The organism is candidate division KSB1 bacterium, from assembly GCA_016214895.1.
In the GTDB taxonomy this organism is placed as follows: Bacteria; Electryoneota; RPQS01; order RPQS01; family RPQS01; genus JACRMR01.
Genome location: JACRMR010000003.1, coordinates 139,637 through 159,381 on the forward strand (window position 1 = coordinate 139,637; position 19,745 = coordinate 159,381).

Annotated in this window: 11 protein-coding genes; 9 read left to right on the forward strand and 2 right to left on the reverse strand. The window is 62.7% G+C overall.

Translation table 11 applies throughout. The features are described from left to right. Positions 1-84 precede the first annotated feature (84 nt). Entirely contained in the window at positions 85-2,817 is a 2,733-nt protein-coding gene (gene aceE / locus HZB60_02625; GenBank protein MBI5058660.1) for a pyruvate dehydrogenase (acetyl-transferring), homodimeric type, read from the forward strand. Positions 2,818-3,332: 515 nt separating this feature from the next. On the opposite strand, the gene HZB60_02630 is transcribed toward aceE, so the two are convergent. Together HZB60_02630 and HZB60_02635 are read right to left on the reverse strand one after the other, a co-directional pair. Then, a complete protein-coding gene (locus HZB60_02630) occupies positions 3,333-4,793 on the reverse strand; it encodes a hypothetical protein (protein ID MBI5058661.1) in 1,461 nt (486 codons plus the stop codon). A 20-nt stretch (positions 4,794-4,813) separates the two neighbouring features. Then, positions 4,814-5,896 carry a right-handed parallel beta-helix repeat-containing protein gene (locus tag HZB60_02635; protein ID MBI5058662.1) on the reverse strand — a complete coding sequence of 361 codons (1,083 nt, stop codon included), beginning with the start codon at positions 5,894-5,896 and terminating at the stop codon, positions 4,814-4,816. Positions 5,897-6,440: 544 nt separating this feature from the next. On the opposite strand from HZB60_02635, the gene HZB60_02640 reads away from it, so the two are divergent. The 8 genes from HZB60_02640 to HZB60_02675 all read left to right on the forward strand — a co-directional run bounded on the left by HZB60_02640 (position 6,441) and on the right by HZB60_02675 (position 19,679). Beyond that, on the forward strand, positions 6,441-9,500 hold the full coding sequence (locus HZB60_02640; protein ID MBI5058663.1) for a T9SS type A sorting domain-containing protein: 3,060 nt from the start codon (positions 6,441-6,443) through the stop codon (positions 9,498-9,500). A gap of 406 nt (positions 9,501-9,906) precedes the next feature. After that, on the forward strand, positions 9,907-10,296 hold the full coding sequence (locus tag HZB60_02645) for a VOC family protein (GenBank protein ID MBI5058664.1): 390 nt from the start codon (positions 9,907-9,909) through the stop codon (positions 10,294-10,296). A gap of 395 nt (positions 10,297-10,691) precedes the next feature. Next, on the forward strand, positions 10,692-11,909 hold the full coding sequence (locus HZB60_02650) for a 2-oxo acid dehydrogenase subunit E2 (GenBank protein MBI5058665.1): 1,218 nt from the start codon (positions 10,692-10,694) through the stop codon (positions 11,907-11,909). Positions 11,910-12,184: 275 nt separating this feature from the next. Continuing rightward, the gene (locus HZB60_02655) at positions 12,185-14,128 is read left to right on the forward strand and encodes a hypothetical protein (protein ID MBI5058666.1); all 1,944 of its coding nucleotides are present in this window, start codon (positions 12,185-12,187) and stop codon (positions 14,126-14,128) included. A gap of 14 nt (positions 14,129-14,142) precedes the next feature. Beyond that, positions 14,143-15,684: a M20/M25/M40 family metallo-hydrolase gene (locus HZB60_02660; GenBank protein MBI5058667.1), complete on the forward strand. Its 1,542-nt coding sequence runs from the start codon at positions 14,143-14,145 to the stop codon at positions 15,682-15,684. Between the two features lie 433 nt (positions 15,685-16,117). Continuing rightward, positions 16,118-17,338: a metallophosphoesterase gene (locus tag HZB60_02665; protein ID MBI5058668.1), complete on the forward strand. Its 1,221-nt coding sequence runs from the start codon at positions 16,118-16,120 to the stop codon at positions 17,336-17,338. 401 nt (positions 17,339-17,739) lie between these two features. Next, the gene (locus HZB60_02670) at positions 17,740-18,483 is read left to right on the forward strand and encodes a hypothetical protein (GenBank protein ID MBI5058669.1); all 744 of its coding nucleotides are present in this window, start codon (positions 17,740-17,742) and stop codon (positions 18,481-18,483) included. Between the two features lie 5 nt (positions 18,484-18,488). Then, entirely contained in the window at positions 18,489-19,679 is a 1,191-nt protein-coding gene (locus HZB60_02675; protein ID MBI5058670.1) for a hypothetical protein, read from the forward strand. Positions 19,680-19,745: the final 66 nt, after the last annotated feature.

Sequence of the window (19,745 nt, forward strand, 5' to 3'; positions counted from 1 at the left end):
GCGGCCCGAATCGGACTCCGGCCAGGGGGGCGGCTTCCAAGTTTCAAGTTTGAAGTTTCAGGTTTTCTTTTTTGAGGATACCCCATGTTTGAAACGATTCCCGGTCTGGATCTCGGGACCAACGGCAACGGCAAGCAAGACAACGGTCCGTTCGATGAGATCGAGACCCGCGAGTGGCTGGAGTCGCTCGATTATGTGCTCGAGACCTCCGGCCGCGAGCGCGCCGCGCTGATCATGCGCCAGTTGCGCTATCACGCGCAGCGGCAGGGCGTCGCGGTTCCGCTCTCGCTGAACACTTCCTATCAAAATAGTATTCCGCTTAAAGAGCAACCCGCGTTTCCCGGCGACCGCGCCCTCGAGCGTCGCATCAAATCGCTCGTGCGCTGGAACGCTATCGCCATGGTCGTGCGCGCCAATCGCGCGGATGCCAGCATCGGCGGTCACCTCTCGACTTACGCCTCAGCCGCCACGCTCTACGAAGTCGGCTTCAATCATTTCTTCCGCGGCAAAGATCATCCGAGCGGCGGCGATCTGGTCTATTTTCAGGGTCACGCCTCGCCCGGCATTTACTCCCGCGCGTTTCTCGAAGGCCGCTTAAGCGAGCAGCAGCTCGCCAACTTCCGGCATGAACTGGCGCCCGGCGGCGGTCTCGCCTCCTATCCGCATCCCTGGCTGATGCCCGACTTCTGGGAGTTCCCCACGGTCTCGATGGGCCTCGGTCCGATCAACGCGATCTATCAGGCGCGCTTTGAACGCTACCTCGAAGATCGGGGCCTGAAGCCCGTTACCGACTCCAACGTGTGGGCCTTTCTCGGCGACGGCGAAACCGATGAACCCGAAGCCCTCGGCGCGATCTCCCTCGCCGGCCGCGAGAAGCTGGACAACCTGATCTTCGTCGTGAACTGCAACTTGCAGCGGCTCGACGGACCGGTGCGCGGCAACGGCAAGATCATTCAGGAACTCGAGCGGGTGTTCCGCGGCGCGGGCTGGAATGTCATCAAAGTCATCTGGGGCGATGACTGGGATCCGCTGCTCGAGCGGGACACCGAAGGACTGCTCGTCCGGCGCATGGCCGAAGTCGTGGACGGCGACTACCAGAAATACTCCGTGGAGCCGGGCAGCTACGTGCGCGAGCATTTCTTCGGCGTGGACCCCCGGCTTCTGAAAATGGTCGAACACCTGAGCGACGATCAGCTTCAGCGCATGCGGCGCGGCGGCCACGATCCGGAAAAAGTTCACGCCGGGTTCGCCGCGGCGGTGCAGCACAACGGCCAGCCGACCTGCGTGCTGGTCAAGACGATCAAAGGCTACGGTCTTGGCGAGAGTGGCGAAGCGAAAAACATTACACACCAGCAGAAGAAGCTCGACACAGATTCCCTGATCGAATTCTGCGAGCGCTTCGAGCTCCCGATTCCCAAAGCCAAGGTCGGCGAGCTGCCGTTCTACCGCCCTGATGAGAAGAGCAAAGAGATTCAGTATCTGAAGGAGCGTCGCGCGGCCCTCGGCGGCGCGCTGCCGCGGCGCGTCGTGCGCGCCAAACCCGTTCCCGCTCCGCCCGCGGCCCTGATCGAGGAATATGTCGCCGGAACGAAGGATCGTGAGGTCTCCACCACGATGGTCTTCGTCAGTCTGTTGACGAGGCTATTGAAGGAGCAGGATTACGGCAAGCTGATCGTGCCCATCGTGCCTGACGAAGCGCGCACCTTCGGCATGGAATCGCTGTTCCGGCAGATCGGCATCTATTCCCACGTCGGCCAGCTCTACGATCCCGTCGATCGCGACCAGCTGCTCTATTACAAGGAAGCCCGCGACGGCCAGCTGCTCGAAGAGGGCATCACCGAAGCCGGTTCGATGTCTTCCTTCATCGCGGCGGGCACGGGTTACGCGAATTTCGGCGTGCCCACCATTCCGTTCTACATCTTCTACTCCATGTTCGGCTTGCAGCGCACGCTGGACCTCGCCTGGGCCGCGGGTGATATCCGCTGTCGCGGGTTCATGATCGGTGCCACCTCGGGCCGCACCACTCTGAACGGCGAAGGCCTGCAGCATGAAGACGGCAACAGCCATCTGCTCGCCTACACGATTCCGAATCTGATCGCGTATGACCCCGCCTATGCTTACGAGCTCGCGGTGATCATCCGCGACGGTTTGCGCCGCATGTACGAGCAGAGCGAGGACATCTTCTACTACGTGACCGTGATGAACGAAAACTACGTGCATCCGCCGATGCCCGCCGGCGCCGAAGCCGGGATCTTGCGCGGGATGTACAAGTTGCGCGGTCCGCTCCAGGGCGACAAGCCGAAACCGCAGGTACATCTGCTCGGCAGCGGCACGATTCTGAACGAAGTCGTCGCGGCGCAAAAACTGCTCGCCGAGCAATACAATATCGTCGCCGACGTCTGGAGCGTCACGAGTTACAAAGAACTCTACAAGGACGCCACCACCTGCGATCGCCAGAACATGTTACGGCCCGCCGCGAAGTCCCCGCGGGTCCCCTATGTCACCCAGTGCTTCTCGCCTTCGGAGAGCAAAGCCACCCGCAGTGTGTTTGTGGCGGCGACGGACTATGTGAAAGCGTTGCCCGACAGCATTGGCCGTTGGCTGCCCGGTCCGCTGCACAGTCTCGGCACCGACGGTTTCGGCCGCAGCGAGAGCCGCGCGGCCCTGCGCAGCTTCTTCGAGGTCGATCGCAACTGGATCGCGTACGCCGCGCTGTTCAGGCTGATGCAACAAAAAGAGATCGACGTCGGCCTGCTGATGAAAGCGCAAAAAGCGCTGAACATCGACCCGGGCAAGGCCGAAGCGGTGTACGTATAGTCTGAGGGCGCACATCCATGTGCGCCCTTTGTGTTCCCTTGCGGCGGCCTGTCTGTTGAGGCATGACGTGCCCCGCTCGGAACTTCTTCGCCGCGCGGGGTGCCCTCACCCCGCCGCAATCGGTCTTCGGAATTTCAATTTCCAATTTTGGATTTCCGCCGTGCCGGGCTGTCGGGGCCGATTGCATCGCCCGCTTCGCGCCCCCGCGGGTACTTCTTGCCGCGGCATGTCTCTTGAGCATTGACATGCCCGCAATCGGTCTTCGGAACTTCAATTTTCAATTTCCAATTTTGGATTTCCGCCGTGCCGGGCTGTCGGGGCCGATTGCATCGCCCGTTAGAACCCTTGACCATCGCCGCATCCGGCTGATCGCTTTCGCACTCCATCCCCCCTTTCAAGGGGGGATCATAGGGGGGTGTCGGGTCTTTCGGAACTCGGTTCTGGATTTTTGATTCTCGGACACGAGCACGGGCGCCCCTTTCGAGACGCCCGAGTCCTGCAACCAGAAATTCAGATCACCATTTCGGTGGCGGCGCTTCGGAGGCCATCGGCAATCGAAACGTCGAGAACGCCGTCGTGTTCACGGTCACATAGTAGAACTGTTTCGGTGAAGCGGCCACGGCACCCACATCCGTATAGGAGAGCGAGTCCGAGCTCCCGATATTGGAGTAGGTTCCCGCGACCTCGCCGCTGCGATAGACGTTGAACGGCGTGTGATCGGGATTGGCGATCCACGACAACACGATGTTGTTGCCCTGCGGCTTGATCACAAGCACGGGTCCGACCACGAACGTATCGAGTAGCGTGATCGACCAGTTGCCGAGTTCATCGCGGAAGCGGATGCCGAACAGGTGCACACCCGTGGGCACGCCCGTGATATAGAACGCCGCGTCTTCGTTCAGTTCATCCCACGCGCTGTCCTGTGGCAAGAGCACTTGCATGCCGTTGCCGATGCCGGGATCGACATTAACAAACCACTCGGCGGCGGTGAGTCGGGCGTTGCCGCGCGGTCCGACGCCGGTCCAGACGAAAAACGGTCGGGCTTCGGTGGGGCCCCACACGCCGGTGTCATCGCGGTAGCGCAGATAAAAGCGATGCGTGCCCGCCGCCGCGTAATGCGCGACGGAATCGAGGAAGTTCACATTCCAGCCGTCGGCGATGTCGAGCGTCGTCGCGGCGGTGGAATCGACCCAGTACTGCAGGTGCGTGACGATTCGCGGCTCGTAGTCGCTGCCGGGATCATCATGCAGGAAGAAGTAGCGCGCTTCGGGATTGCTCCAGAGGCCGCGGTCATCGAGGTAGCGCACGGTGAACTTGTGCGAACGGTTCACGGTTAGCGCCGCCGCGGGGATGAGCGCGGTCCAACTCTCGAACGTCGCATCGGCGAGATCGATCAGCACCGGCGCGTCGTTATCGAAGAAATATTCGAGGTGCGTGATCCGGCGGATGCCGTAGCCGCCGTCGTCCGCGTCGCGATGAATAAAGAAGTACCGCGCCTCCGGATTGCTGAGCTCTCCCGTATTCGAGACATAGCGCACGGTGAACTTATGTGACGTGTTCAGGGCGAGACCCGTCGTCGGCAACAGCGCCGACCATGTGGCATGATGCTCGTCGGGGATGTCAATCGTGACCGGCGCCTGATTGTCGAACCAGTATTGCAGGTCATTGACATTCGCCTGATGTTCCAGCGCCGGCTCCGGCTCGAACAGGAAGAACCGCTGCATCAGCGGCGCGCTCCACGGCCCTTCTTCGGAGCGGTAGCGCAGGAACACGCGATGCGACAGATTCTCGCCGAGGCTGCCCGTGGGCACGAACAGCGCGGAAATCGTGACCGTGTCGGCGGTCGTGACGGCGATGGGCGTACCGTTGCCCGCTCCCGGATCCGTATTGACGAAGTACTCCGCTTGAGTAATCGTCAGCGCGCACGCAAGCGGCGCCAGCACGGCCAGCATCGCCAGGATCAGCATGGTTTTCATGGGCGGATGAGCTCCGCTCATTAGTAGCGCGGCCCGATCCGGCCCGTCGAACTCACGCCCACGGAATCGCCGACTTCCACCAGCGGATCGATCGTCAGCGTCAGCGCGAACGGATACGCCGCAATGCCGTGAACCACGAACGGTTTCGGCCCCCCGTAGATGCCGAGATCGGAGCGCGAGCCGTCCAGATCGAGGACCGACGGGTATCCGGTATTCGTACAGGCCAAGCCTCCCGCCAGCGCGTTCAGGTGCAGGTCGGTCCCCGGATAGCTGTAATTCGCCCCGGTGGAGTAGGTGACGAACGGATTGTCACCGCCCAGCGCGATGTTGTTCGTGAAGAAGGCGTTGAACGCGGGCGCGCTGTTGTCCGTGGCCGTGTACTCGAAGATACTTCCGGCGGGCAGCGTGCCCCAGGTCGGGCTGTTTTGCCAGTCGAAGCAGATATTGTTCAGTCCGATCACCTGCGCCGTGCCGACCAGATTGAAGGCATACTGCACGTTGACCCACACGTTGTTGTAGAGCTCAACGGTAGCGCCATGCGCGCCGCTGATCGTATAGCCGGTGTATCCCGGCAGATAGGTGAACACGGTATTCCGCACGACCAACGGTCCCGCGTTGGCGGTGGCAAATCCCAGCAGGGTAATGCTGCTGTTGCCGAACAGTACGCAGTCTTCCACGTTCAGGTGGCCCGCATCATAGTAGATACAGCCCGTGCTACTCGAAATGTGGCAGCGCCGGATCGTGATCGAGTCCACCGGTGCGACGGCATACAGCGCGTAGTAGCTGGCGTCAACCTTGAAGCCTTCGAACACGCTGCCCGTCGACGTGCCGTAAAACCAGAGGGCATAACTGCCGGTAATCGTCGTATAATCCCAACCAGCGCCGATCCAGTGCAGCCTCTTGTAGCTGCCGAAGGAAGCGCTGTAACTGCCCGGTCCGACGACAATCGTATCGCCATTCACGGCGGCATTGTACGCATCACCCATCGTGGTAAACTGGGCGGCGCCGACAACGGGAGAGACGGTACGGACGGTGGCCTGGGCCAGGTTGCCAGCCGCCAGGGCGGCAAGGAAAAGTGCGGCGAGTATTGCGCTCAATTTCATCGGATCTCCTCTCGATTCCGGGTCACATCAGGTCAGGGTCAGAACAGTTTTGTTCCACATTACAGGAAACCGCAAATATAAGCAGAAGATTCCCCAAACGCAAGTCACATATCTGCCTCTTCACCAAATTTGCGTCTTTGCGCGTCTTCCGCCGTGGCGGGCTATCGGGGCCGATTGCATCGCCCGCTTCGCGCCCCCGCGGGTACTTCTTGCCGCGGCATGTCTCTTGAGCATTGACATGCCCGGAATCGGTTCTCGGAACTTCAATTTTCAATTTCCAATTTTGGATTTTCCTGCGGCAGCCCGTCTCTTTCGCTGTTGACGTGCCCCGCTCGGAACTTTTTCGCCGAGCGGGGTGCCCTCACCCCGCCGGAATCAGAGCGAGTCGCATTGAATTTGTGAGCCCCTTCTCAGATTCCGGGCACCCGGGGACGCCCGCCTCGGCGAATTCACCTTTGGGCAACGAGCGCCGCACAGCCGTGCGCGACCTGCCTGTTCGCTTTTTCGCATCTTCGTTTTCTTCTTCAACCTCGGAGGACCAACCATGAATCGCTGGGTCATGATTCTGCTAACGGTGGCCTCAACACTTGCTTACGGCACACCGCTGCAATGGGACGAGCCGGGAATTACCGTTCGCACCGGCACATTTTTGCGATCGGAAGGCAGCGTCTCCCGCGCGGATGGCACGACGCTGCTGATTTGGACGGACGCCCGTCGCGGCGATCGCGACGTTTGGGTACAAATGCTCTCGCCGCAAGGCCAACCGCTCTGGACGCCCGGCGGGGTGTGCCTGTCTGGTGCTTCGGGCGTGACCGATGACCGCCCCGTCGCGGCGGATGTCGGCGACGGCTGGGTGCTGAGCTGGGGCGGGAGCACGGACACGCACTGGGGCGGCATTTGGTCGCAGAAGATCAGCGATGCGGGGGCGCTGGTGTGGGGCGCCGAACCCGTGCACATTTTCGACAATACGAGCCCGGCGAATATCCGGCTCGCCAAAGCTCAGGCTGGCGGCGCATTTCTGGTTTGGACAGACAATTGGAGTTCTGGACAAATCCTCGCGCAGCACGTGAACAGTATAGGTACATTGTGGCCGGAACCCCTTGCGATTTCTCCGGCCGGGAGCTATGCGGAACTCGGGTCGTTGGTTTCCGACCTCAGTGGCAATGTCCTGATCGGTTGGAACACCGTCTCCGGAAACCCTAATCCCGGTGATCCGCGCGTCACCAAGCTCACCGCCGACGGCCAATTTCCGTGGGGTGAATCCGGCGTCGCGCTCGAACAAAGTCCCGGATATGAATTTGGAGTGCAGCTGACTCCCGACGCGTTCGGCGGAGCGTATGCGATCTGGAGCGGTGATCGCGGCCTTGCCGAGCCGCACATTCTTGCCCAGCGTCTGAACTCCAACGGGGAAGCACAGTGGGCGGTCGGTGGCGTACCGGTCTGTGCTGCCGAGCAGCTCTCCTCCCGCTATGTCCCCCGCGCCACCGCGCTAAGCATCATGATGGACTCCTTCGATGGCCTGCTCGTCGCCTGGACCGACACCCGCGCTACGCAATATGCCAGCGAGCTCTGGGCGCAAAAACTCTCCGGCGACGGCGTTCCGCAATGGGCGACCGACGGCCTCCGCGTCTGCGGCGATGGCGAAGCCGGTGAGTGGGCGCATGATCGCTGGGATCCGGCGCTGAGTAGCGACGGGCTGGGCGGCGCGGTTCTGTGTTGGACGGACGTACGCGAGAACTGGGATTGGGCAAACACTCAGCTCTATGCGGCGCGCCTCGACGGTGCCGGTGAATTTGTCTGGGGCGACGGTTGCGGAATACCGCTGGCCACATTGCCGGGTCAACAACAGGAATCGTCGCTCGTGCTGCAAGGCGACCGGCTGCTCGCCGCATGGGAAGACGTTCAAGCTCCGCTCGAGTCGGTTCGCATTCAGCGCCTCAGTGTGTCCGACGGCGAGCGCGAATTCGCGGAAGCGGGTCTGGTGATGACCGGCGGCAATGTTGGTGAACCCATGAATGTTTCCGCGGCGACTCTTGGCGGACATCACGTCGCCCTCTTCTGGAGCGACACTCGCGGACAGAGTTTCCAGCCGCAGCCCTATTACGCGGTGGTGGACTCCAGCGGGGAGCAGCTCGGACCCGTGGACGGTGCGCGCATCGCGCCCGGCCTCGAACTCGCTTACGGCACCTATCACGCCCCGTCAGCCTGTCTGGATGGCGACGGCGGAGCGTTCGCGCTGTGGTCGGCTATTTCCGAATCCGGCGACGCGCGATATTATCTGAGCCATATCGACCAGAATGGCAATCTGCTCTCGGACCCTGCGGGGACTCCCGTCTGGCACGAACCGGGCTTTTATGACCAAATCTTGGGTGCCTGTATCTCCGATGGCGCTGGCGGCTGCTTCGTCGCCTGGTCGGGATTTGATCAGGATTTCGCCCTCGATGTTTACGTCATGCGCATGAGTTCTACGTGCTATCCGGTGTGGGCCGCTCCCGTGCGTCTGTGGCGTGGCGTTACCCCCGATGACTACCTTGGCGGCCTCGTCTCGACTCCCGATGGTTGCATCGCCTACTGGACCTCCGGTGCGACCGCGGAGCACAACATTTCCGCCGCGAAGCTGCTGCGCGACGGCACCGTGGCGTGGGACCGCGATGTCTGCGACGCGGTCAACCAGCAGAACGAGCCGCTGGCGGTGACCGACTACGCAGGCGGCGCCTATTTCGTGTGGCAGGACCATCGCATCGTTGGCCAGTCAGATATCTTTCTCCAGCATCTGGCCAATGACGGCACCGACTATCTGGCGGACAACGGAATTCATGTGCCCGGGGTTTCCGTCGGCACGTCGATTCACCCCGCGCTGGCCGTGACCACGGCGGGCCACCTCTACGTAGCCTGGGAAGACTTCCGCGGCGGCGAGCAGACTCGTGCCTATGCGCAAAAGCTTACCTCCGCCGCTGAACCGCTATGGGAATCCGCGGGGCGCGCCCTCGGTCCGGTGACAGCGGATTTGTCCGGGGGAACCCTCCGCATCTCCGCCGATGATGCTCATGGCCTGCTCGCCGTTTGGTCCGCCTTCACGGGCGAGTCCGTGGACCTCCTCGGCGAATACTTCGACGCCGCGGGCAATCCCAAGTCGAACTTCTGGCAGAATCACGACGCGGTGATTGCCGGCGGGCCATTCTATCAACACGGTCCCGTCCTCGTTCCCGACGGCACACACGGCTTCGTCGTCGCCTACCTGCACGAGTATATTGCCGACGACGACAATACCCGTTGCCTTCGCGTCCAGCGCATCCTCGATGGCGATGTCTGGTCCGCCGGGGATCATCGAAATTTCGCCAACGAATTCTCGCTTGAGCAGAACTATCCGAATCCGTTTAATCCGTCCACGGAGATTTCCTTCACCATTCCGCAGTCCGGCTACGTGACACTCGAAATCTTCGATCTGCTCGGTCGCTCCGTCACGACGTTGGTCAACGAATCCCTGACCGCGGGCCACCACACCCGTCTGTTTGATGCCGCGTCGTTACCTACCGGCGTCTATTTGTATCGCCTCCAATCCGCCGGCCTGAGCAGTGTCAAAAAGCTGATCCTGCTCCGGTAGCCGCACAGCGTCTCGGTGAGCCCCCCCCCGAATTCCGATTTGGGGGGGCAGGGGGGGGGTCTCGGAGTCCCCGCCGAGCCGTGCGTCCTCGCGCGGCCGGAATCGGAGTGTCTTGCCGAGCAGGGATTCCTTCCCTGCCGGAATCGGCCTCGGGTCCTTCCCCGGTCCCCGGGGAAGTTAGATGGGGTCTATTCTTCTTCGCGCATCTTCCGCCGAGCCGTGCGTCCTCGCGCGGCCGGAATCGGAGTGTCTTGCCGAGCAGGGATTCCCTCCCTGCCGGAATCGGAATGTCTTGCCGAGCAGGGATTCCTTCCCTGCCGGAATCTCGCTCGACTCTCCCCCCCACAACCCGTGGGGGGGCAGGGGGGGTCTCGGAGTTCCGCGTTCCACTTCTCAAATTTCTTCCATGCTCCCCGACCACATCCTCACTATCCTCGCCGTCCGCGATCTGTCGCGCGCGGTAAATTTCTATCGTTCCGCCTTCGACTGGAAGACCGTCGTTGACGTTCCTGTGTATGTGGAGTTCGAGCTTCCCCGCGGCCAACGCCTCGGTCTGTATCAACGTGAAGCCTTCGCTCGCAACACGGGTCAGTTGCCGGCCTCGGTCGAGCCGGGCCAGTTGACCGGCACGGAAATCTACCTCTATTGTACGGATCCAACTGCCACACTCGCGCGTGTAACCACCTTCGGGGGGCGTCTGCTATCGCCGCTAAGCTTGCGCGATTGGGGCGACGAAGCGGCGTACACCGCCGACCCCGACGGTAACATCATCGTCCTCGCCCGGCGAGCCACCTGACCGCGAGGCTCGCCGGAATCTCGCCTCGCCGAGCCGTGCGTCCTCGCGCGGCCGGAATCGGAGAGACACCCCGAGCAGGGATTCCTTCCCTGCCGGAATCCGCTTCGGGTCCTTCCCCGGTCTCCGGGGAAGTTAGATGGGGTCTTCTCTTTCGCGGCCTGTGTCTTTCTTCGCCGCGGCATATGTCTTCATATGCCCGGAATCGGGATCTTCTTCGCCGAGCCGTGCGTCCTCGCGCGGCCGGAATCCGTTTCGGGTCCTTCCCCGGTCTCCGGGGAAGTTAGATGGGGTCTTCTCTTTCGCGGCACGTGTCTTCTTCGCGGCGGCACGTCTCTGGAGTCATTGACGTGCCCCGCTCGGCTTCTGCTTTCACGTTTCACGTTTTCGGAGTTCCAATGACCATTGAGGTTCAACTTCCCGAACTCGGGGAGAACATCGAGCGCGGCGACATTGTAAAATGGCTGGTCGCCGTCGGCGATCTCGTGCAGGCCGACCAGCCCATTGTCGAAATCGAAACCGGCAAGGCCGTCGTCGAAGTCCCATCCACGCAAGCGGGCCGTGTGACTCGCTTGCATTTTGAAGAAGGCGACGCGGCCAATGTCGGTGACGTCATGATTTCGCTCGATAGTGATCTCGCGGCCACCGTCGCGCCTGCACCCGCTGTGAAGTCTGCGCCCAAATCCATGCCCAAGCCCGCGCCATCACCCGCGCCGGTCCTCGGTCCTCAGCACGGCGATACGAGTCTGCTCCCCGCGACTCCGGTCGTGAAGCGCATGGCGCGCGAAGCCGGGATCGATCTGGTCGCGATTCACGGCAGCGGCCCCGGCGGTCGCATCACGCCTGCCGATCTGCTCACGCACGGTGCCGCGCCGGCACCATCGCCGGCCGGAATCAAACTGCCCGACTTCAATCTGTGGGGCGCTACCGAGCGCAAGCCGTTGACCGCCGTGCGTCGCGCCGTCGCCGACCATCTTTCGCGCTCGTGGGCGAACACTCCGCAAGTCACGCAGTTCGACAAAGCCGACATCACGCAGCTTGAGGCTCTGCGCAAGCAAACGGCTCCGCAGGCCGCAGCGCGCGGCGGCAAGCTCACGCTGACCGCGCTCGCGTTGAAAGTTTGCGCCGTCGCGCTGACGAAGTTTCCGCACTTCAACGCCAGCCTCGATCTCGCCGGTAATGCCGTGATCTTGAAACAGTATGTGAACATCGGCGTCGCTGTCGATACCGACCGCGGTCTGCTCGTTCCCGTCGTGCGCGACTGCCATCGCAAAGGCATTCTCGATCTCTCGGTCGATCTCGCGCAACTCTCCGCGCGCGCTCGCCAGGCCCAATTGAGCGTCGAGGAGATGCAAGGCGGCTGCTTTTCGATTTCCAATCTCGGCGGCATCGGCGGCGTCGGCTTTTCGCCCATCGTCAACGGTCCCGAAGTCGCGATTCTCGGTCTGTCCCGCGCCGTCCTCGAGCCCGTCTGGAACGGCGAGCAATTCGCGCCGCGCCTGTTGCTCCCGCTCGCGCTGTCCTACGATCATCGCTGGATCGACGGCGCCGCCGCCGCGCACTTCCTCCGCTTCATCTGCGAAGCTTTCGAGCAACCGCTGCTACTATCGCTATAGCCCGCTCATTGCCGGAATAAGCCGTCTTCGCCGCGGCATGTGTCTTCACATGCCCGGCATCGGGATCTTGTTCGCCGCGCGGGGTGCCCTCACCCCGCCGGAATCTCGCTTCGCCGAGCCGTGCGTCCTCGCGCGGCCGGGATCGGAGCGTCCCCCCGTCTTCGCCGCGGCATGTGTCTCCACATGCCCGGCATCGGGATCTTCTTCCCCGCGCGGGTTGTCTTCAACCCGCCAGCATCGTTTCGGGCGCACCGCTTTCGCCAATCCCGCACCTCATGCTCAAGTACATCCTCCTGCTGCTCACGGTCACGACGTGCGCCAGCGCCGACGATCTCGACAGCGCGCTGCACGTCGTCGGCCTCACTCGCGCCGACTTCCGCGTCGATCCCGGCATCATGCTCACGCGTCCCGGTCAGCGCGGCAAGCTGCCCATCTTCGATCAGTGGTTCTCCGATCCGCTCCGCATGCCGACCTATGAGCGTCATCTGCGTGACGCGTTGCTCAAGAGCGACGGCCGGCTCGATCCGCAATTCGCCGTCGCCGCCTCGCTGATTGCCTCGGGGACGCGCCGCGACCTGATTGGTCCCACCGCCGCCGATCGCTATCGGCAACTTGCCTCGATTCCGGACGCGCTGTCTTCCGCGCTTCACGCCATCGATTCCACCGCGCGCGTTCCGCTCCTCGATGCGATCCCCGGCGAGCTGCAAACCTTCGTCGCCGCGAATCTGTTTGCCCTCGCCGACGCGATTCACTGGCGCGATATGGCGCTGCGCGACGTCGATGCGCAAGCCGCGCTCACACTACTCACCACCCCACTCGAATTTTCCGACCGCCATCCCGCCGCGCGCGAAGACACGCTCTTTCCGCGAAGTTTCGCCCGCTACTATGCCGGCATGGAGCAGTTGGAAAAGCTCGACCTCGCGCTGCTCTGCGCCGCCGCGGATGATCTGTGCTCGATGGTCGATGCCACCGTCGCCGCGCTCGATTCAGTGTCCCTCCCCGCCAATTTGTCATTCATCTGCCGCACGCGGCACGGCGACACCATCCTCCGTGGCCGGAACGCGCCACCGGGCATCGCCGCCGACGAGCAACCGCTGTTCGCGCTCGGATTTCCCGGCAACAGCAACCATCACTTCGCCCTCCACTCCGGAATCAGCGTCGTAATCGATGTCTCCGGTAATGACCATTACACCGGCAGCGCCGGTGCCGGTCTGCTCGGCATCAGTATTCTCGCGGATCTGAGCGGCAATGACACCTACACCTCCGGCGATTTCTACGCGCAGGGCTGCGGTCTCGGCGGTGTCGGTATTCTACTCGACCGCGCCGGCGACGACCATTACCATGCTCTCGGCGGCGCGCAGGGCTTCGCCAATTGCGGCGTCGGACTACTCTCCGATCTCCGCGGCAATGATACCTATCACAGCTTCAATTGCGCGCAAGGCTGCGGTCTCTTTCGCGGTGGCGGCCTGCTGACGGATTTCTCGGGAAACGACCGTTACATCGCCGACGATGATACCATTCTCTTCCCCAGTCCGCAATCCAAAGCACACAACGCGAGCATGTGTCAGGGCGCCGGCTACGGTGCGCGCCGCGACTATATCGACGCGCATTCCAGCGCGGGCGGCGTCGGCTTTCTGCTCGATGCCGCGGGCGATGACGAATACGTCGGCGGCGTCTTCTGTCAGGCCGTGGGCTATTGGTACGCCATCGGCATTCTCGACGATCGCGCCGGCCACGATCGCTATCGCGGCGTGTGGTACACCCAATCCGCCACCGCGCACATGGGTGCCAGCCTGCTCGCGGATGGCGGCGGTGACGACGACTACACCGCGCTCATGACCATGAGCGGCGGCGCCGCGCACGATTTCTCCGTCAGCATCTTCATTGAGGAATCCGGCGCCGACGCCTATCATTACAAGGCCAACGCGCTCGGCAATTCGCTGAACAGCAGCGCGGCGCTCGCCGTCGATTTCTCCGGCGACGACATCATTGAAGTCGAATCCGGCGCCGGTCGCGCGCACAACGAATCCACGAGCGGCATCCGCTCCGCGGCCGGAACCTTCGGTGTGTTTGTCGATCTCGACGGCGCCGACCGCTACTCACAATCCTCCGGTACCGACAACGCCCATTGGGAATTTCGCGAACCGGTCTCCACGCCGCGCCCGGTTATGCGCGCCTGTGGTTGGGATCGGCAATCCGGTCATCTCATCTGGAACTAAAGCGGAGCGCAACGATGATTCGCCGAATGCTGCTGTGCCTGTTGCTCGCGCCCGCGGCGCATGCGCTGACTCCCTATGCGCCGCTGCCCGACATTCAGGCCCGCGTCGATCAGCTCAGCGCGGATACCCTGCTCGCCACCGTGTCCCGCCTCGACGGTTTCTATTCGCGACACACCTACAGCGACACGACGAGCGAGATCTACGGCATTGGCGCGGCGCTGCGTTGGGTCGAAGCCACGGCGCGCGGCTACGATGCGCTCGGCCGCTTCACGTTTGAGAAATTCGCCTGGACTCAGCCGGGCCGTCCGACTCGTCACATTCTAATCGCGCGCGTTTCCGGAACCGCCGTTCCGCGCGGCAGATATCTCATCGGCGGTCACCTCGATTCCCGTACCGTCACTATCAACGACACCGGTCGCGCGCCCGGCGCCGACGATAACGCGAGTTCCTGCGCCGCGCTCTTGGAGTTGTTGCGCATCCTGCCCGACACCATACAGCACGATCTCGAAGTCATCTGGTTCACCGGCGAGGAGCAGGGCCTGTGGGGCAGCGCGGCGTATGCGGACCACCTCGCGGCGAGCGGCGCGCGTGTTGACGGGGTCGTCGCCATGGACATGATCTCGCACATCACCTTGCCCGGCGGGCAGGTCGATTCGACCTCGTGTCGCCTGTATGCGCAGGGGCTGACCTCGCAGGGCGGTTCGTCGAGTGTCTCGCGCGTCTGGCAGCGCAGCTTTCATTGGAGCGCCGACGACTACGTGCCGGAGTTCAACTTTGCGGTCAACGCAGCCACCGATCGCCCCGGTCGCGGCAGCGATCACATCAGCTTCTCCGAAGCGGGCTATCCGGCCCTGCGTGTGATCGAGCGCAACGAGGACTTGGCGTTTCAGCACAATGCGAACGACCTGACGCAGTATGTCTCGCCGGGATATGCGCGGAAGGTTTCCGCGCTCACGCTGGCCGGGTTGCTGAATGCCCTGCTCGCTCCCCTGCGCCCGCCGCCGCCGCGTGTCGAAGTCCCCGTGGACATGCTCGGGATCTTTGTCGCGGATACGGTCGCGCTGCCCGACGGCGGCGACTTCTTCCTCGCCATTCGCGGCTACTATTCCGCGACCTGGGATACCGTCATCAACCTCGGCGGCGATCGCTTCTATCCGTTTGACTGGGGGACGCCCGGTGAATTGTACGGCTTCGCCCTTGCGCGCTCCGATGCTCAGGGTCATGTCTCCCCCTTCTCGGGCGAAGTCGTGAGCGAAGATGTGGAGGCCGCCAACCGCCGCGCACGACCGGTGCTGCCGGCGAATTCGATCATCGCCTCGCCCAATCCGTTCAATGATGAACTGCGGTTGGAGATTCAGCTCACCCAGTCCGGCCCCGTCGAGTTACGCATTTTCGATCTCCTCGGCCGCGAGGTTGCGCTGCTCGCCGGCGGCTATCGCGCGTCCGGCGCATTCACCGTATTCTGGGAACCGCATGATGCCGCCACCGGAATATACGTCGTGAACTTGCGCACCCCATCTCAATCGCTCTCGCACAAGCTCCTCTATCTGCGCTGATCTTTCACCCCGAATCGGGTCCTTCCCCCATTCCATGGGGGAAGTTAGATGGGGGTCGGATTCCCATGCCGCGCCGGGATTCCCCCCACTTCCGCCGCGCAGGGATTCCTTCCCTGCCGGAATTTCGCTCAGCCACGAGTTCGGAGTTCACCGTCAATCCTGTCCGCACCCCGTCCCCCCTTCCAAGGGGGGACCATAGGGGGGTTCTTTCTTCGCCGCGGCAGGTATCTTCCGCCGCGCCGGGATTCCTTCCCTGCCGGAATTTCGCTCAGCCACGAGTTCGGAGTTCACCGTCAATCCTGTCCGCACCCCGTCCCCCCTTCCAAGGGGGGACTACAGGGGGGTTCTTTCTTCGCCGCGGCAGGTGTCTCCACCTACCCGGAATCGGCTTTCAAGTTTCACGTTTCAAGTTTAGACTTCCAACTCCGCCTCTGTGATCACCTTCATCGCCGTCGCGCTTTCGATTTCCGGTCTGATTCACTGGTTTCTGTACGCACGTTTTGTTGCCGCGTTTGGCATTACCGCGCCGCAACTGCTGTGGCTGTTGCGCGGCGTTGCGACGCTGCTTGCGGTCTCCTACCTCATCGCGCGCAATCTCGAATACTCCGGCGCGCCGTGGCAATTGGTCACGACCGCGCACTGGATTTCCTGCGTGTGGCTGGGCTTCATGCTGCAGTTCTTCTGGATGGGACTGACCGGCATGCTGGTCAAAGCCGGGCTGGTCATGACCGGCGAGTGGGCGCGCATGGGCCCCCTCAATCAGGCCGCGCTGGGTCGCAATGTCGGCCTGCTGGCGATTGCGGCGGCGACGCTGCTCTGTGGTTATGCGCTCTGGCGCGCGGCGGCCCCGGCGGAGCTTGTGCGCTTCAAGGTTCCGGTGAAAAGCATCACCGACGAACTGCGCAAGCTGAAGATCGTGCTCGTCAGCGACCTGCACGCGGGAATTCTGGTCAACGAGCGACAGCTCAACCGCATGGTTGAGCAGGTGAACTCGCTGAAGCCCGACGTGATTCTGATTCCCGGCGACATCATCGATGCTCCGGCCCGGCTGCTCGGAAATCTACCGCCGTATTTTGCGCGACTGACGGCCCCGCTCGGCGTGTTCGGGACCACGGGCAACCACGAATACTACATCGGGCTCGGCGGCGCGCTCGACTTGCTGGCGCGCAGCAACGTCACCGTGCTCATGAATTCGCAGGTCGAATTGCCGAACGGCTTGCTGATCGCCGGAATTGAAGATCGCACCGCGGGCCAGATGGGGCTGCCGCGTCCTCCGGTGGAACAGGTGCTCGGACCGCGCGCCAAAGCACTGCCGACCATTTTGCTCGATCATACACCCGGCACCGCCGAAGTCAATCGCGCGACACAAGCGGGCGCGGATCTCGTCGTCAGCGGTCACACGCACGGCGGCCAGATGTGGCCGTTCAACTATCTCGTCAAGCGTGCGTTTCCCTATCTTCACGGCCTGTACCCCACGCCCGGCGGCAACGTGATCACGACCTGCGGGATCGGCTACTGGGGTCCGCCGATGCGTCTCGGCGCTTCGCCGGAGATCGTCATCATCAGCTTGACCGGCATGGACGAGAGCTATGAGAACCCGCCCAATCCCGGCGTCGTCAAACCTTCTCGCGAAAGCGAAGTTGACGAGCGCTAAGCCTTCGCCGCGGCAGGTGTCTTCCGCCGAGCAGGGATTCCCTCCCTGCCGGAATTTCGCTCAGCCACGAGTTCGGAGTTCACCGTCAATCCTGTCCGCACCCCGTCCCCCCTTCCAAGGGGGGACTATAGGGGGGTTCTTTCTTCGCTGCGGCAGGTGTCTCCACCTGCCCAGAATCGGATCGGGTTCTTCCCCCATTTCATGGGGGAAGTTAGATGGGGGTCCTTGCCGCGCCGGGATTCCATTCTTTCTTCGCCGCGGCAGGTGTCTCCACCTGCCCGGCATCGGAATCCGGCCCCGCCGCGGCACATGCTTGAGCCGTTGACGTGCTCCGCTCGACTTCGGCTTTCACGTGTCACGTTTTAACCCCGCTTAGCCGTATTCCTCACCATCGTCGTTCCATGTCTCGTTGCCTGCTCCTCGAACTGCTGATCGCCGCACTTTTGCTTGGCTCCTGCGACAGGTCGAGCGACGAGCAGCCGGATCCGATTCCGGCCGGCCACGCCCGCGTGATGGGTGTGGTAACCGACGAAGCGGACGGTCAGCCGCTGATCGACGTCGCTTTCCATGTTGTGTACCGGATCGACTCCGGAGCTCCGGCGCGGGAGTCCCGTAACCCGCCGACGCTCGATGAAGACCCGCAACTCTCGCAGAACTTCCCGAATCCGTACGCGGACACGACCCGCGTGGCCTTCGATCTTGCGGTTCCCATGGACGTCCACCTCTGGGTCACGGCGCACGACGCGGATTCGGTGGTCTGGGATCTGGGCGAATTCACCCTCGTCGCGGGGCACCATGCGATTCCCGTTGCCAACAGCGCGTTGGCGAACCTCATCTACGATTTTCACCTGCGCGCCGGACCGGTTACGAGCCGCATTGTCATGCTCAAGAACACGCCCAACGACGGCCGTTTGCGCGCGGCTCGACCGCTCGCTGTCTCGGCGTCCGACGGCAGCTTCGCGCTGAATGTCGCCGTCGGACAAACCATCGCGCTCGTCGATGACCAATCCCATTCGCTGGGAAACACCACATTGCGGATTATCGAGCTCGTCGCGATCAAGGCCGGGTATCGTTCGGAGTCCATCACGCAGAATCTCGATCCCGGTGTCCGGCGTGAGGTTTCAATTCAAATGCAAAGGGAGTAAGTGGAATGCGCAAGTTGTACAAGCAGCTCGGGTGGTATGTCACGATCGTGCCGCTGGTCCTAACGGTACTGCAGCTGGTGAGCTGTCGGGAGAAGGACGAAGAAGGGGACACCGGCGGACCGGCGGCGATTCCCCCGGCCCTCGCGCGGATTCACGGCGTGATCTCCGATTCCAGCGGCGTACCGCTTTCGGACGCGACGCTGCGCGTGTATTATCCGCTGACGCAGGGCGGCGCCCTGTCGGAGCCGCTGTTTCCGTCCGCGGCGATTTTCTATACGGAACAAGTGCTGACCACGCAGTGTGACAATTCGATTCCGCTCTCCGACGGAATACTCGTCAAAATCTTTTGGGACGCTAACGGCAACGGCGCCGATGCCGCCGACCTTCAGCCGCCGATCTGTCCGAACGCGCCGTCGTGCGAAGGCGACGGCCCCGGCTATGTGAACATCAACGAGCTTCCCATCAACGGCGAGCGCCTCGCAGGTTTGGATCCCGGCACATTTTACGCGGAAGACGTCTTCAACACGACGATGGACGAATTCGTGCCCAATCTCTTCTATGGCCGCATCTATTGCGCCGACGGCGACGTGCTGTGGACCAGTCGGGTGATCGACCTGCCCGGCGGTCCCAGCGAGCAGCGCATGGTATTCGATGAGTGCAATCACGACTGCAACGGCGCGCCGGAGATTCCGCAATGGTCGCTGGGTCAGGCCTATCCCAATCCGGCGACGACCAGCGCCACGATTCTTTACAGCCTGCGTGAAGCCGCCAGCACGCTGCTCACGTTCGGGCTGTCGGGCAGCGGTCGCGCGGATACACTGGTGGACGGGACGCAGGCGGCGGGTTCGCGGACGCTTGACGTATCGTTCTCCGGCCGTGCCAACGGACTCTATCGCTACGCTCTCCGCGCGGGCGACTACTCGAACAGCGGCACGGTAATCTACAACATCGCCGACCGCAACGCGATGCATGCGCAGCCCGCGCTGGCGACGTCGGACAATAACGGCGCATATACCTTCGACTGTGCGGCGGGCGAGCTCCTCTCCCTGCGCGACACGCAGAACGGGCCGACCGGTGTGGCAACCTTGACGCAGGTTCGGGTCACGGCCACGCGCACCGGTTTTCAGGATACCGACACGACGATCGCGATTGCCAGTTCGCAGGACATCGAGCTGAATCTGCGTCTCCGTCCATAGTAGTTGGCGAAACAAAAAAGACAACGGGGTCAGCCGCTCGGCTGACCCCATTTTCATTTCCGCCGA